General features: G+C 40.9%; 16 protein-coding genes. 7 read left to right on the plus strand and 9 right to left on the minus strand.

The features are described from left to right. Positions 1 to 381: glycoside hydrolase family protein (locus tag Q8M98_09995; GenBank protein ID MDP3115086.1), on the minus strand; the 381-nt coding region annotated here is incomplete at its 3' end. 213 nt (positions 382 to 594) lie between these two features. On the opposite strand from Q8M98_09995, the gene Q8M98_10000 reads away from it, so the two are divergent. The 7 genes from Q8M98_10000 to Q8M98_10030 all read left to right on the plus strand — a co-directional run bounded on the left by Q8M98_10000 (position 595) and on the right by Q8M98_10030 (position 9,529). Next, positions 595 to 2,448, plus strand: a complete 1,854-nt coding sequence (locus Q8M98_10000) for a dynamin family protein (protein ID MDP3115087.1) — start codon at positions 595 to 597, stop codon at positions 2,446 to 2,448. Then, positions 2,445 to 4,265, plus strand: coding sequence for a dynamin family protein (locus Q8M98_10005; protein MDP3115088.1), 1,821 nt, complete (start codon positions 2,445 to 2,447; stop codon positions 4,263 to 4,265). Before Q8M98_10000 ends, Q8M98_10005 begins: the two co-directional genes overlap by 4 nt. Continuing rightward, entirely contained in the window at positions 4,265 to 4,687 is a 423-nt protein-coding gene (locus Q8M98_10010; GenBank protein MDP3115089.1) for a hypothetical protein, read from the plus strand. Before Q8M98_10005 ends, Q8M98_10010 begins: the two co-directional genes overlap by 1 nt. A gap of 95 nt (positions 4,688 to 4,782) precedes the next feature. Next, positions 4,783 to 7,347, plus strand: a complete 2,565-nt coding sequence (locus Q8M98_10015) for a dynamin family protein (protein ID MDP3115090.1) — start codon at positions 4,783 to 4,785, stop codon at positions 7,345 to 7,347. 190 nt (positions 7,348 to 7,537) lie between these two features. Then, the gene (locus Q8M98_10020; GenBank protein ID MDP3115091.1) at positions 7,538 to 7,915 is read left to right on the plus strand and encodes a hypothetical protein; all 378 of its coding nucleotides are present in this window, start codon (positions 7,538 to 7,540) and stop codon (positions 7,913 to 7,915) included. Positions 7,916 to 8,023: 108 nt separating this feature from the next. Further along, entirely contained in the window at positions 8,024 to 8,614 is a 591-nt protein-coding gene (locus Q8M98_10025) for a zinc ribbon domain-containing protein (protein MDP3115092.1), read from the plus strand. 303 nt (positions 8,615 to 8,917) lie between these two features. Further along, positions 8,918 to 9,529 carry a hypothetical protein gene (locus Q8M98_10030; protein ID MDP3115093.1) on the plus strand — a complete coding sequence of 204 codons (612 nt, stop codon included), beginning with the start codon at positions 8,918 to 8,920 and terminating at the stop codon, positions 9,527 to 9,529. Here Q8M98_10030 and Q8M98_10035 read toward each other — a convergent pair. The 8 genes from Q8M98_10035 to Q8M98_10070 form a co-directional block, all read right to left on the minus strand. After that, entirely contained in the window at positions 9,526 to 10,404 is an 879-nt protein-coding gene (locus Q8M98_10035; GenBank protein MDP3115094.1) for a hypothetical protein, read from the minus strand. The two genes, Q8M98_10030 and Q8M98_10035, sit on opposite strands and share 4 nt — an antisense overlap. Further along, on the minus strand, positions 10,404 to 11,957 hold the full coding sequence (locus tag Q8M98_10040; protein ID MDP3115095.1) for a hypothetical protein: 1,554 nt from the start codon (positions 11,955 to 11,957) through the stop codon (positions 10,404 to 10,406). Before Q8M98_10040 ends, Q8M98_10035 begins: the two co-directional genes overlap by 1 nt. Then, positions 11,950 to 12,093: a hypothetical protein gene (locus tag Q8M98_10045; protein MDP3115096.1), complete on the minus strand. Its 144-nt coding sequence runs from the start codon at positions 12,091 to 12,093 to the stop codon at positions 11,950 to 11,952. Before Q8M98_10045 ends, Q8M98_10040 begins: the two co-directional genes overlap by 8 nt. Next, the gene (locus tag Q8M98_10050) at positions 12,086 to 12,535 is read right to left on the minus strand and encodes a hypothetical protein (GenBank protein ID MDP3115097.1); all 450 of its coding nucleotides are present in this window, start codon (positions 12,533 to 12,535) and stop codon (positions 12,086 to 12,088) included. The genes Q8M98_10045 and Q8M98_10050 overlap by 8 nt, the downstream gene beginning before the upstream one ends. After that, positions 12,528 to 12,779, minus strand: coding sequence for a helix-turn-helix domain-containing protein (locus Q8M98_10055; GenBank protein ID MDP3115098.1), 252 nt, complete (start codon positions 12,777 to 12,779; stop codon positions 12,528 to 12,530). Before Q8M98_10055 ends, Q8M98_10050 begins: the two co-directional genes overlap by 8 nt. Before the next feature lie 57 nt (positions 12,780 to 12,836). Further along, a complete protein-coding gene (locus Q8M98_10060; protein MDP3115099.1) occupies positions 12,837 to 13,451 on the minus strand; it encodes a DUF3164 family protein in 615 nt (204 codons plus the stop codon). Continuing rightward, entirely contained in the window at positions 13,432 to 13,902 is a 471-nt protein-coding gene (locus Q8M98_10065; GenBank protein ID MDP3115100.1) for a hypothetical protein, read from the minus strand. The genes Q8M98_10060 and Q8M98_10065 overlap by 20 nt, the downstream gene beginning before the upstream one ends. Before the next feature lie 30 nt (positions 13,903 to 13,932). Next, positions 13,933 to 14,196 (minus strand): hypothetical protein (locus Q8M98_10070; protein ID MDP3115101.1); only part of this gene is annotated, 264 nt, incomplete at its 5' end.

Here is a 14,196-nt window from a genome sequence, read left to right on the forward strand (position 1 = left end):
ACCGACCTGCTTTGCCCACATGGAAGCAAGCATACCATTGGCAGCCCGTTCCCAGTCTCCGGCAGCTATAAAAGCCAGGGTGTTGTTGAAGCCCATAAGACCACCAATACCCAAGTTGAAACACATGTTCAGCAGCACCGATTTACGTACCTCATCAATCTGAAGATAGATTTTTGGGATCTCAGCCAGAATTAGCCTCTCACATAGCAGAATATCGTCTTCTAAGAGGACATAGGCTTCCTTCTGAGTGATACCGCAATCATCCAGATTGCGCCCCACTCCGATGGTTAATTTACCTGCTGTGCACCTGTAGGGCTTAAGCCTTAGACCTTCATGTCTAACCAGTTGTTCTTTCATGCGTTCAAGCAGTTTGGCTTCCATCTTATCTCCTTGCGAGTAGTATTGATACTGTCTCTGGAGCAAGGGAAGCCACTACCCTGTATTAACACAAATACGGATGCATAAGGATGCGACACATTTTTGCATTGACAATATTATGATTTTCTTAATCATAGGATTTATGGTAGAACAAATGGAAAAAAGGTTTTGTTGCTTAGTATCTCTAGTCAGATACTCGGTTCATGGTAGGTAAACATGCTAAGAGATTTAGTGTCATTTCAGAAGAAAAAAAACGCTTTGATAGATCTAGTTGACTCAGTCCAAAGTGCAGTAGATTCAGCTGATAAGGTGTTAGGGTTGGATAATGATGTAAATTCTAAAAACAATCCACTGGCAGCTTATAAGAAAAATCTTCATTTACAAAGAACGAAGTTAGTCGAAGAGAAATTTAAAATCTTGGTTTTGGGAGAGTTCAGTTCAGGGAAATCTACTTTTTTAAACGCTATTCTGAAGCAGAAAATAATCCCTGTCGCTGTAAAACCAACTACTGCAACTATAAACATAGTAAAATACGCAGATCAGCCTAGAGTAATACTCCATTTTCTTAGTGATTCATCGAACCACACAAAAACTAGAGAAATTAGTATTAACGAGCTGAAGAAGTATACTACTTCATTAGATGAGGATGCTGATAAATTCTCTCAATCTATCGAACTAGTTGAGATATACTTTCCTAGTGAATATTGTAAGAATTCAGTTGAGATTCTTGATACACCTGGGCTGGCTTCCACTAAATCTCATCATGAAAGAGTCACTCTCGAGTACATTCCTAATGGAAATGCTTGTATATTTCTTCTCAATCCGACACAACCACTGTCAAAATCTGAAAGACACTACTTACGGTTAATTAAAAACTACATTAGAAAAGTGTTTTTTGTTGCCAACAAGATTGATCTAGTAGATGAAGCAGACGAAAGAGAAGAAGTAATCACTTACCTCAAAGAAGAACTAGCCAAAGAACTGAACTGCACCACCGAAATTGATGTTTATCCAATGAGTGCCGATATGGCCAATAAAGGTGACTTAATTGCGTCTGGATTCCAAGATTTTATCAAGCAGCTAGAAAGTTTTTTGCTGTCTGACTCGATGCTTAACGAGTATTACTACCCTACTGTTATAATGTTGCATGAAACTATTCAAAATCTGATTGATAGCGTAAATATTCGGCTACAGGGACTTGAGTTTTCTGCTGAAGAGTTCGATGATAAAATTTCAAAACTCAAACCTAAATTCGATCAAGCAAAAATTACACTAAATGAAACTATTGACTACATTAGCCAAAGAAAATCCGTTATTAAAAACAAGGTTGCATTGTCAGCATCAAATAGTTATGCTCAGTTGAACAATAACATCGCATCAATCATAGAAAAATGGGAAAAGGACTTAGACAACCTTAAGAATGATTTACCCAGCATAATCAAAGAAAATCTAATGAACTCTAATTTCAATATTAACTGCGTTTTGCAGAGCGAAATTGATCATTTAAACGAAGAAGTCAGCTTAAAGTACAAGTATTTTTTAGATGATATTGACTTTATAAAAAAGAAACTGGTTATTCAATCTGAACCTTCCTTAGTTGTTAACCAACCTATTCAGATTACGACAGATATAACTCCAACTTATGTTCCATCAAAAGGAATGAGTGTAACAGTTGGATTCGCACTTGGTTACCTATTAGGACCTGTTGCAGTTTTAGTAGGATGGTTGGGAGCGTTTGTATTCTCGAAACTGGGTGAGGAAAACATACGACAAAGAGCTCTGACTAGCATAAGCAACCAAGTAACCTCAAAAATTGAGGATTATAAATGGGATAGCTTGTTACAGTTCAATGCAATGATTGACAAGCAATTGTCAGAATACACAACCCAACTGGCTGAACAAATGAATATTCTGTTTCAGGGAATAAATGACAGTATAACCTCGATTCAGCAGGATAGGAAGAAAGCAGAGAGATTAATTGAAGACAAAAAAAACAGGTACAGACTTGAGATCAAAAGTTTATATGATATTGCAACCCAAATACGAGATTTTCAGGAGACTATGAAATGAGTTATGATGACTTTAAAGCAATGATGTTGGATAAATCAGAAGTATTGATAAAGATTGCGAGGCACTTGTCTTATAACAACACAGCAGAAAAAATACAGAAGTATAGACAAGCTATCAGTGATGATATGTTTATTGTTACTGTTGTAGGCGAGTTTAATCGTGGTAAATCTACTCTGATTAATGCCATCATGGGTTGTAATGTAATACCCACGTCTATTCGGCCTACAACAGCTACGATAAACATTATTCACTACTCAAAAGAACCAGTAATAGAAATACACAAAACCTCTGGAGAGGTTGAGAGGATAGATTTTACATCTGATGCTTTTCAGGATTATACTGCTCTCAAAGCCTTTGATGCTTCTTCAGTGAAATATGTTCGCGTTGGGTATCCTATATCTTATCTGAAGGATGGAACTGTTCTAGTCGATACTCCAGGCGTTAATGACATAAACGAACAAAGACTAACAATTACATATGGTTACCTTCCTAATAGTGATGCTGTTTTATTCCTCATGAATGCCTCAACGCCCTTTAAATCTACCGAGAAAGAATTCTTGGAAACCCATGTTTTGGGCAACAAGGTCAAAAAAGTGTTCTTCCTAATCAATAGAATAGATGAATTATCTGACGGTGATGTCAACGAATCAATCACAGAAATAAAAAAGCAACTCAAGGATGTCATAAAGACTGATGATTTTAAAGTTTACCCAATTTCATCAATTCGAGCCCTGAAAGGCATAATGTTACATGATAAAGAATTGATTAAGGCGTCTAGGGTAGAGTCCTTTACATCTGACTTAAAGGAATTTTTAACCGGTCCTGAGAAAGTCAGAACGAAAATTGATAGACTTAAGATGCAATTGCAGGAGTTAATCGCTCTCTTAACTGACGACATTGATTTTGCAATAACTCAGTATCAGTTAAGCGAAAAGCAATTAATAACTGCAGTACAACAACTAGATATTGAAGATGTATTGCTGAGAGAACACTTTGCTAGGCTTATTCAATATGTTAGAGACAATGTATCAACACTTGAACGAAACGTTGAGAGTTCTCTCTTAAAATCAATCCAAGAGCTGAGTGAAAACCTTACATACCAGATTGAAAGAGCTCGGGGTGATTTGACTGAATTCGCTGAACGAGACATCCCGTTCATAATAAAGAAACACTTGAATCTATGGCATGAGTCCACACAACCAAAGATAAGTCAATACAGTAACAGTATCCAACAAAAGGCAATCTCTGGATTCACTGAGCATTTTTCTAAAAAGCCTATCATTAGTAGCATAATTGGTACTGTCGAAGACGCATCTCTAATTGAAGGCTTAATACCTATGAACCCATCGGCAAATAAAAATGATAGGATCAAAAATATAAAGCAAAAATCATTTTTAATAGGTGCTGCATCGCTGGGCATCTTGGCGACTATAGCGACTGGAGGCATTGGATATCCAGCTTTGATGGCAGTGATTGGAGGTGGGTCGATTGGCCAGAGATTTCTAGGCGAAAAATGGATGAATGAAGAGATCGAAAAACAACGCTCGGAGTTACACCGCAATATTCCAGGTATTCTTCAGGAAATCTATCAAAGATACTACAATGGGTTTACCCAAGAGATTCAACATAAATTTACTCACTTCATCTCAGAATTGGATAGAGAATTTCAGACAACAATGAACGGCATCAAGGATGAACTTGAGTCAGGGATAGCCAGCAAAGCGCATGATAAAGACGAAGCAAGTGCAAGAATGGCGGAGTTGATTGAATATAAAACAAAGATCAATAAAATATTAGAAGAGATGGAGGTCTCATAATGTCACTATTCTCTTTATTCGACAGTATTCACAGTATGGACAACATATTTGGTGGAGAAGATTACTACGATGACAGTAATGATCTAGTGCTTAGCACTCATGACAACATATTTGGTGGAAGCGAATTGTTCGATGGCAGTGGTCAGTCTATTGGCAACACAATGCCGAATATCTTTGGTGGGGAAGATATTCACGAACATGGTAGCGGACTAGTTGGATCAACCCATGAGAACATTCATGGGGGAGTAGATTTGTACGATGAGGATAATAGCCGAGTAGGACACTCGTTACAGAATATCTTTGGTGGGCAGGTTGTATTCAATAATAACAATGAACTGATTGCTTCGTCACAAGACAACATCTTTGGAGGTATGGACTTCAACATAAAAAACATACCTGACTTTACCCTGACTGGTTTTTAATTGGAAATGTGGTAAATATTATGTGGACTATGCTTAGTGTCTCCATCTGTATCCTAATCTGTTGCTTGTTAATCAGTTTTTTTAGAAAACCAAGGTTGGGCAAATATAATTTCTTAGATACGTTAAGCTCTTTAGGGCTGATTACGGCATCCGTATTTACTATATTAGCTTCAAGACAGTTCAACAATAATCACTTTCTTTATTATTATTCAGGTTTCATTTTCCCATTATTATTGGCTTATTTTATCAACTTTTCAACAACTTATGATACATCTGCATTGGACGAAGATGATTCTAAAACGCCATTTGTTATAGGGCTCGTATTTACGCTTCTATGTTTTGCCATATCTCTCATGTTTATTTTCAACAAGTACTTATCTATAGCAAAAGTTATGTTCATCGTGTTAGCAGCCCTTACTCTAATTCTTGAGATATTTTCAATTGTGTATAGTTTTAAAAAACCAAGTTTTAACAACATCACCTCGGTTTTATTTGACTTACCTGCATTGATATTGGCTTTATTCCTTCACGGTATTTCAACGCCAATTGTCTCATCATATCCTGAAAACACCATCATCTCAGTAAACCTATTTGGAAGACACATAGGAGGTAACTATCTTCTGTATATCGCTATAGTGTATGTCTTATCACTGATTGTGTTAAGTATTAGATACTACTCGTTTTCGATTCCTGATAGTAACAGATCAACGAAGACAAAGAGCACTTCTACTAAAAAGGTCAAAGCTCAATCTCAAGATAATGGATCATACGAAATTAAGAAAATAGCACCCCGCACAAGAAAATCGATATTGAAGAATAAAGAATTAAGTTATACGTTACTCATCGAAGAGTTGATCAAGGCTTTGACTCGCCTGAAGGATATAGATGTTGAGCTTATTAAAGGAAAACTGGCGGTAATAAAAGAAACACTAGACTCGCAGCTGCTTGTAACCGTACTAGGTGAGTTCTCATCAGGTAAATCCACTTTCATTAATGCTCTTCTTGGAGAGAAGCTACTTGCCATGAAGATAAAGCCTACTACTGCGACAATCACGAAAATTGAATACGGTAAAAACCGACAGTTAATTGTTCATTTTCTTAATGGGAAAACAGAGGCTCACCCACTTGATAAAATAGACACTTTCACAGTAGAAAGATTTGTGAGTGAAGATCGCATATTGGATGATATTCATTATGTCCAAGTGACTATAGATAACGATTTGCTTGCAAAAATTGACATTGCAGATACTCCCGGGTTTAACTCACATTTGGAAAAACATACAGACATTACAGCGAATTTTATCTCTTACTCCGAAACAATCATCTGGCTATTCGATGCAAATCAGACTGAAAAACAGACTACTTTTGATCTAATCGAAAAACACTGCAAGTACAATAAGCCTATAGGCATTATCAACAAAATCGACAATCTAAATATCGATTCTGAAGATACTGATAACTCAAAGGAATATGTTATTGAATCGTTGAAAAGAGCTATAGAACCCTATACTGAGGTTGTGTTTCCCGTATCTTCAAAGCTTGCTCTTAACAAAGATGTTAACAGCTATAAAGAGAGTGGTTTACAAGCAGTCGTTCAATATTTTCGCGATCAAGTAATACCTAAAGCCGAAGCAACAAAAAAGAAAATAACATTCTTCAAACTAACACAAGTTGCAACCGATATTGCCGGTATTCGACAAGGGGTTCAAGATAAGATATCAGTGTTTGAAAGCAGAATAAACTCTTACAACCATGATGTGAACTCGTGGTTAGAGGCTTCAGTTAAATATGAAGAAGCTATTGAAAAATGGAATTACTCTATGGAGAATCCCACATATGGTCTTGAGAACGTTCTTGATAATGTGAATTGTCTATTCTTTTGGGGATCTGTACCTGAAGATATTGAAAGAGAAAGGAAATCATTCCGGGCAGAAATGAGTTCACTTATCAAAGCTGACAGTAAGTTTAATGAAATGCTCACGATTATCAATAACAACACTAGTGTGTTAAATAACCGTTATGCAAGCCTTATGAACAGGTGGAATGAGTATAATGATAACTGGTTTGGAATAAAACGCTGGTTTGATGACAATCTTGACGCAGGATCTAATGAGAGAGCAAGATTAAATAATGATAGCGCTGTTTGGGACAACGATAATCGAATCAATAATGAACAAGTAGATGCTTATAATAATGGACTTGCTGTGCACCAGGGTAAGTGGGATCTTTATGTTAACAAACTATCTATATATATCGATGACAAAGTGCTTCCTTCATTCAATAAAAAAGCAGCTGAGCATGATAATGAACAACACAGACTTCAAAAGCAGTTCGAGGATTTAAACACAGATTGGACAAAATATCAGCAATCTGTTAACAACTATTCTGTTCTCGAACATGATATTTTGGAAATAGTTAAGGCATTGAAAGAATATGCATTTAAAGAAAGTATTATTGATGCTGATGAGGCTGTCAAGGATTTCAATCAGATCATCGAAAGTTTTGTAGTGTTCCAGGTTAAGGAAATAGGAATTTCATCTCGGGAACTCTACTCAAGAGGACAGATTTCCAAGGTATTGACTACCCATAAGCAAAAATATGAATCTGCTTATAGTGAATCAGTCGATCGCGATGATAGAAAAGCACCGAGAATAAAATAACCAGAAAAAGTGATGCAGTGAGTATTAAATAACAGAAGGTAATATGAAGTGTTTAAATTGTAATGCCGAGGTATCTGAAAACGCCAAATTCTGCAACCAGTGTGGTTCTTCAGTTAAAGATCATGTTTGCCCTAACTGCGGTCACTCAAATAAGTATGAGGCTAGATTTTGTGGAGGGTGTGGTTCAATAATGGGAAGTGATACCCACCCAGTGCAAAGCTCATATCGTATTTCACAACCCAGCAACCAATCTATGCAATTCTCTGTATCTAAGACAGGATACACACATCGAGAAGAGATAAAACCACCCTACTGGTATGCTATTTTAGCTATAGTTGCAGGAATTGTTACTGTAACAATCGTTCCCTCGATTATTGGCATTTTTTCATTAATCAAATGCAGCGAGGCTAGCAAAGCAAACAGTAGAGGTGACTACGAAGAGGCAAAAAAACTAGCTCACCAAGCGGTATGGAATCCCTTCGGTATGCCCCCCACCCTAATTTGGATTATATCAATACTCGCAGTAATTGGTATCGTAATTCTTATCGTGACCTTAACATCTTACTAGGATACTCAGGAATGTTGTAACAGTAGTTTGTTGCTAAAGTCATTATATGATAGATATAGTGGCTAAAAGCCAAGCGAGTTATTACAATGAATATATTGGAGGTATTGAATGAATTGCCCTAAATGTAATGAGTTAATTTCAGAAGGTGCAAAGTTTTGTAACAATTGTGGTTTCTCTATAGCTACTGAAGTCACATGTCCTTACTGTGGAAATGACAACAAGGCTGGCACGAAGTTTTGCGAAGAATGTGGTAAGTCTATAATGAGCCAGTACCACAATCAAAACAACTTACAACACCCAAACGCAGAGAGTGAAACGGCAAAAAAAAGACTTTACAGGGGTAAGGGAGGACGACTACCAAGTGCTGCCAACACAGTTTTACAAGTGTTTCGATCTGAGGGATTAGATATCCAGAAATTTGAAAATCCCGGCGAGATAATTCTTCAAGGAAGAAAACCACCTGCATGGTATAAGAAAGTACTAGGATTAGATATCGCAGCTTCAGTCAAATTGCACGCTGAAGGGGATGATTTGATCACAGAAATTGGTGGGGCAACTTGGATGGACAAGGCTGCAGGTGTTGGGATTGGTTTATTTGTGTTCTGGCCAACTTTGCTAACAACAGGGTGGGGTGCATATATGCAAAACACTCTCTTCAAAAAGATCGATGATGCGTTAAAAACACATTTAGAATATTAATCGGTTATGCGAGATTCTTGCATCAAATTAGTTAACCAAACATGTGTATGAGCTTTAAGATATCGCTTTTTTGGGGTGTAAAGGGATAAAGATGATAATGAAATATGATGGCCTAAGGTATTGTAACGGGGTTGTTGTTTTCTTAGATAGATTAGGGTCTAAGGGTATGGGTGATCAATATGATTTATATGAGATCGTTAAAGGGTATCATGATCTGAATCGTGTGATAACAAATTTCGTCGAGAAATTTCAGGATAATCATGATGGGCTGGTAAAGAAAATGGCTTATTCTTTAAGACAAGGATGGCTGCCTTCTCTGACACTATCATTATTACCACTGAACCCATATTCAAAAACAAAGAGATGGAAAATTACTACCTACGAAATCTTGTTATTGCATCAATAGAAGAAGTAATATGTAAAGTCATTTATGCAGGTTTAACAAGAAACTGGCTGTTCAGAGGGGTAATAACATACGGGGATTTCTACTTGGAAAACAATGTACTAGTGGGACCAGCAATTGATGAAGCTTCTCAATGGTTTGAAAAAGCTGATTGGATGGGTTGTCATCTAGCCCCCTCAGCTTCATTGATAGTGGAAACACTTGGAAATGCCAACATATATGTTAATTTTCATATCAAATACCCAATACCATTCAAAGAAGACAGCCATAAATACAACTACTTGTATGCGTTAAACTACATATCGTGGTTCGATATATTTGGTCATGATAAGTCTGATACGAATATTGATACACTTCCAAAACTAAGAGAAGCCTTGACTGACATTTTCTGTAAACAGCCTACCAGAACTGATGTATATCGAAAGTTGGACAACACATTAAGGTTTTTTGATTTAATGGTCAAGAATATTACCGATAAGAAAGATCACATTTATTCAGGTGATGTTACCTAAATACTAATGTTAGTAGTCGTCCTGCACTTCCAATGAAACGGTGGGAACGGAGTATGTGCTCCTGAGACACCGATTGGATTCATCTCTGAGTCGTATTCGATCTGATCGTCCTTGACCCAGGGTGCGAGTGCTTTGATGTATTCCCGGGCATCATCCAGGCTGCTGGACTTGGTATCCAGAGCCATGAGATTATCCATCACCTCGATTGCATCGTTAAGCGGATAGACATTATCCTGTGCAGCCAATGCCCGGCAGATATCGCTGGTGCGGTCATCCAGGATAACCACGAGCTTGTAGTATCTGGCTTTGGCTTTCTTGTAGCCCTGCAGCCTTCCGAACTCCCTGATTCTCAGTGCGGTATGCTCTGCTAATCCCTGCCAGTAGTGGGATGATCGGTTGGCGAGGTCATTGAACTGGTCTTTGAGAGTATCGGCAAGCATTTCTTTCGTATAGCCCTGCTCGATGGCTGTGGATAGCACATCTGCGAAGTTCTGTCTGATGTCGGCTTCAAAGTGATTACCTATCCAGAACAATTGCTGCTTCTGAATGGTGGAAGATAAGTGCTGATCTTCAATACCCCAGAGCCCGATGCTGGTCTTGCTCGGGGCTTGCACTTGGGTGTCCCTCAGTCCGAGCCGCACACAACGGTCTATTATCGCCTTGGTGGGCTCATTGACCAGTGCTGTGAAGTCATCTCCCAACCGGGTGTTTATGATGTCCAAAAGCTTATCTATGGAGTCCTTGTTGAGCTTCTCGGCTCGGGGCATATCACTCAACATCTGGATGGCAAGTCGGGTCGCATCTCTGATCTCGGTCTTCCAGGCATTATTGAGGACCCGGTAGTATTCAAGCATGAGCTGATCATAGTAGTTCATTAGAAAGAGAACCTCCGGACTTTGACCCTGTTCTTGCCGATATCGTATTCGGAGAAGCGTTCTAAGCATCCTGCCAGAGCATCACAGCCATCGATGTAGCCATCTGGATAGGTGAGGAACTGACTGATAAGGGTTGGTGTGTCCTGACCATTGGGAAACAATATCTTGGCTGTCTCGATGATAGTCTCGGTTCTCTCGATGCGGAGGTTCTTGTTATCCTTGTTATCGATGCGCTTGATTCTGTGTGATATAGGTGGCAGCTGGTTATCAGTAGCCCATCTGTCAAAGTCGGCAAGGATGCGAGCCTGACCGTAAGTGGTTTCACAAGCAGCCCTGGCTTTAACTCTGTAGATTCGATCAAGCTCCTGATAGGCATCATAGTAGTATCTGAAGAACTTGGTGTTCTCAGTCTGTCGTATCCAGACATGGATAACATAGAACCGATTACCATCATAGCCTATGGAGATGACAGCTTTGTAACAACCCTTCTCTCCCCAGGCAGGATCGGCATAGAGCCAGACCCGCTTCATATTGGAAGGCTCGGGCAGTGTCCGGTACTTGGTGAACCAGTGATTCTTGAAGATGTTGCCTTCGATTACAGGCTGTCCAAGCATCTCCCTCTGATATCCGGTATGCCCGAACTTGGCTCGCAGGTTTGGCAGAGTGGCAGTAGGATACTGCTCCTCCCAGATCGACTTCCCCTGCATATCTTCGAGAGAGAAGCGCAATATCGCCTTTTGGTGCGTCTTTAATGCAATCTGGTAGGTAACGTCTAATTCTGGATTATCTGCTCGCATTTCGCCTAATATGAGCTCCTGAAACTGGCAGATGGAGTAATTGGGATGTACCAGGTTACCAAGCCAGATGATCTTGCCATTTCCTTCAGGTGAGAGTGCCCCGGCAAGCTCCTGGGTAATCTTCTCCATGCGTCTCGTACCGATGGACTGGTTACCCATGTTCTCTTCTTTATCGATATCATCACAGACGATCAGTCCAGGCCGCTTGGCTGTCTTGGGATTGATAGTACCTCTATGGCTTTGCTTGATTGAACGTGCTCTGATCCTGGCTTTGTTCTTGAGATAGAAGTCGAGGTCAAAGGCATCCACTGGCTGCAGCTCAGGATAGTCCATTGTGAGCCGCTTATTGTTCTGCAACTCATGTAAGGTGAAGGCTGTGCGTTCCTGTGCCAGATCTACGTCTGCGGCTGTATGGATCACATAGCGTTCACCTTTGATGATCCTCCAGATAGGATAGACCACTCCCATAAGTACCGTTTTGCCCAGCCCACGAAAACCGGTAATGCCGATGATGCCTGAGCCCTTATCAGTCTCATCGAACATAGTCTCATGTGCTGGGCAAAAAGGTAGCGGGAAGATATGCGGGAAATAGGTATGGCAGAAGAATGAGAAAGCATCCCAGCCTTCTCCGGTGGTTCTCTTGATCCTGTCGGACTTAGCTTCAGGAGTATCGTCTATAAAAGGCAAGACGGAGATCGTTTTTGATGCGATCTCCGCCAGTGCCTTGTTATGTCGCTGAATGAACTTCTTAGACATAACCTGTTACAGGAGGGTATTCATGAAAGTGCGGAGCCGGAGGCGACAGCTCCGCTTGGTCGGGTTGGAGGGTAGGTAGGTCTGGTTTGGAGGCTTGTATGGAGGCAACCATGTCCGTGGCTGTATAATTATCCATTTCTGACTCTTAAATACTCGGCAAGGTCTAAGACTATACCTTGGAACTGTTTCAACATAGTCTCATGACCCTTCTCGATCATGAAGTCGGTTACCTGATCCAGGAAGCGCACGATGTAGTCGTTCAGTTCCTTGGCAGGCTCAGAGTCTTTCTGGTTCTGTTTGATTAAGCTTACCAGGCTCTGCAGAGCGGTGTCTGCCGGGTTCTTGGCATACTCACGAAGTGCCTGAATGAGAGCCTTCTTGCGGGCTAAGCTGATCTCATGGTCAAGCTTGCGCTCTTCCTTGAACAGCTCATCCCACTTACCGGACTTGATCCACTTGCGGACGGTGATGTCGGAAACACCGAAGATCACCGCCAGTTCGAGTGGGTCGGTCTTACCATTCAGATAAGCATCTTTGCAGTTGTCCCGCTTGATGCGGAACTCGAGTGCATTACTCATACTCAGGTCTTACCTTGTGTCTGTCCAGATAGGCATTCAGGTCTCTGCCTTTGCAGCGCAGCTGACCATTCTCTTTGGTACGGAAAGCAGGCAGAGGATTGGCGATGTCCCGTATCCAGCGATAAACACTGGAACGGTCAACCCGGAGGATATCAGCTATCTCATCCGTGCGGTAGTTGCGTTCATCATTGAAGATACTCATGGGGATCAGCTCCTCTGCTGTGTTAGTATTCATAGGTGCCATGTTTCATACTCCTTGGGATTGTTCAAGTCCAGTTGCATTAGGATACCAATCATTCTTTTATAGGTTGCTGAAGTTGAGCACGATCTGACGCTGCTGTCCGGACTCATCTTTCTCATAGAAGGTGATATACTGCTTGGTGGATACAACCTGGATTGCCTGGTCGATAAGCTCCATAGCTTGCTTCCAGACCGGGTCCTTGATGTTGTATCTACGCAGGCGCAGGATACAGTACTTGGCGATCTCGCCTTTCTTATCCACCTGGAAGGCTTCGCTGATGATGGCTCTGAGGTTGACGTTAGAGTCGGCTGACCACTCCTTCAGGCACTCATCGATCTTCTGCTTGGCGAGTTGGAGTTCGATCCCAAACTGGATGCGTTCTTTGAACCTGATCTCCACCCGGCACTGTCCATCAAAGCTATTGAGGATGGCATTGCCTTTCCATTCCAGTCCATTCTTCTCGGCTACCTCTTCCAGGTAAAGCTCCACTTCCTCAAAGAGCTTGGCTTTGTCTTTGATGATGCGATCCTGCAGTTTCTTAGCTCTTTCGATGGTCTTGGTCACTACGGTATCCTGCTTGATTATTTCCGGTTTGATAATCGAGATGGGGATGCTCTGTCCGTTTGCGTCAGTCTTGGTGCGGTCGGCGGTTTTCTTAGTCTTGGGGGTGTCCATTAGATGTCTCCTTGTGATTTTTATTCATGTTTCTATTCTCAGTTGAGTTGTTTTCGTCTTCATTGACTAAAGCTTTCTTGATGTAGTTCTGCAGCATGGCGATTACGGCTCTGCGTTCGTCTTTGGATAGCAGGTTCCAGTGGCTCTTGCGATAGTGGGTGATCAGGAAGGTTCTGAGCTTATACTCGTCCCATTTGGCTTTTTTCATCAGGGAATGCATGTACATCCCCTGGTTGTCATAGGTATATTCATCAGGCTTGTTGGTGAGGCGGACCCGCATCAGGATCAGCTTCAGTTCGGTCAGGATCAGTTCATCCAGGGCTGTTAGTGAGTCACCCAGACCTAAGTACTTGAGAAGTCCTTTCAGGTCATCTTCCGACCACTTGAACTTCTTCACTCTCATGGCATGGATATCTTGCCGGAGGTAGCGTTCTCTCTGTTCTTTCGTCATAGTAATACCCTCGTTTGCTGGGGTTGGTTGTTAGTTTATTATCCTGTGACCGCCGAGGCTGTTGAGACCACGCAGCATTTTCAGGATACCCTTGATTACTTTTCTGCCGATCTTGGGAACGTTCTTGCGGGAGATAACCACATAGACATAGTTCCTCAGATCGACCACTTCGATGGATGCCAGGGCTTCAAGGTAGATATAGACCCACTGTCTTGATCTGCCGACTGCTTGGGCGATGTCCCGGATGGACTTGTACTTGCCCTGCTCCAGGACATCGAGCAGTTGATGGGCTGC

This window comes from Candidatus Cloacimonadaceae bacterium (assembly GCA_030693415.1).
Lineage (GTDB): Bacteria > Cloacimonadota > Cloacimonadia > Cloacimonadales > Cloacimonadaceae > JAUYAR01.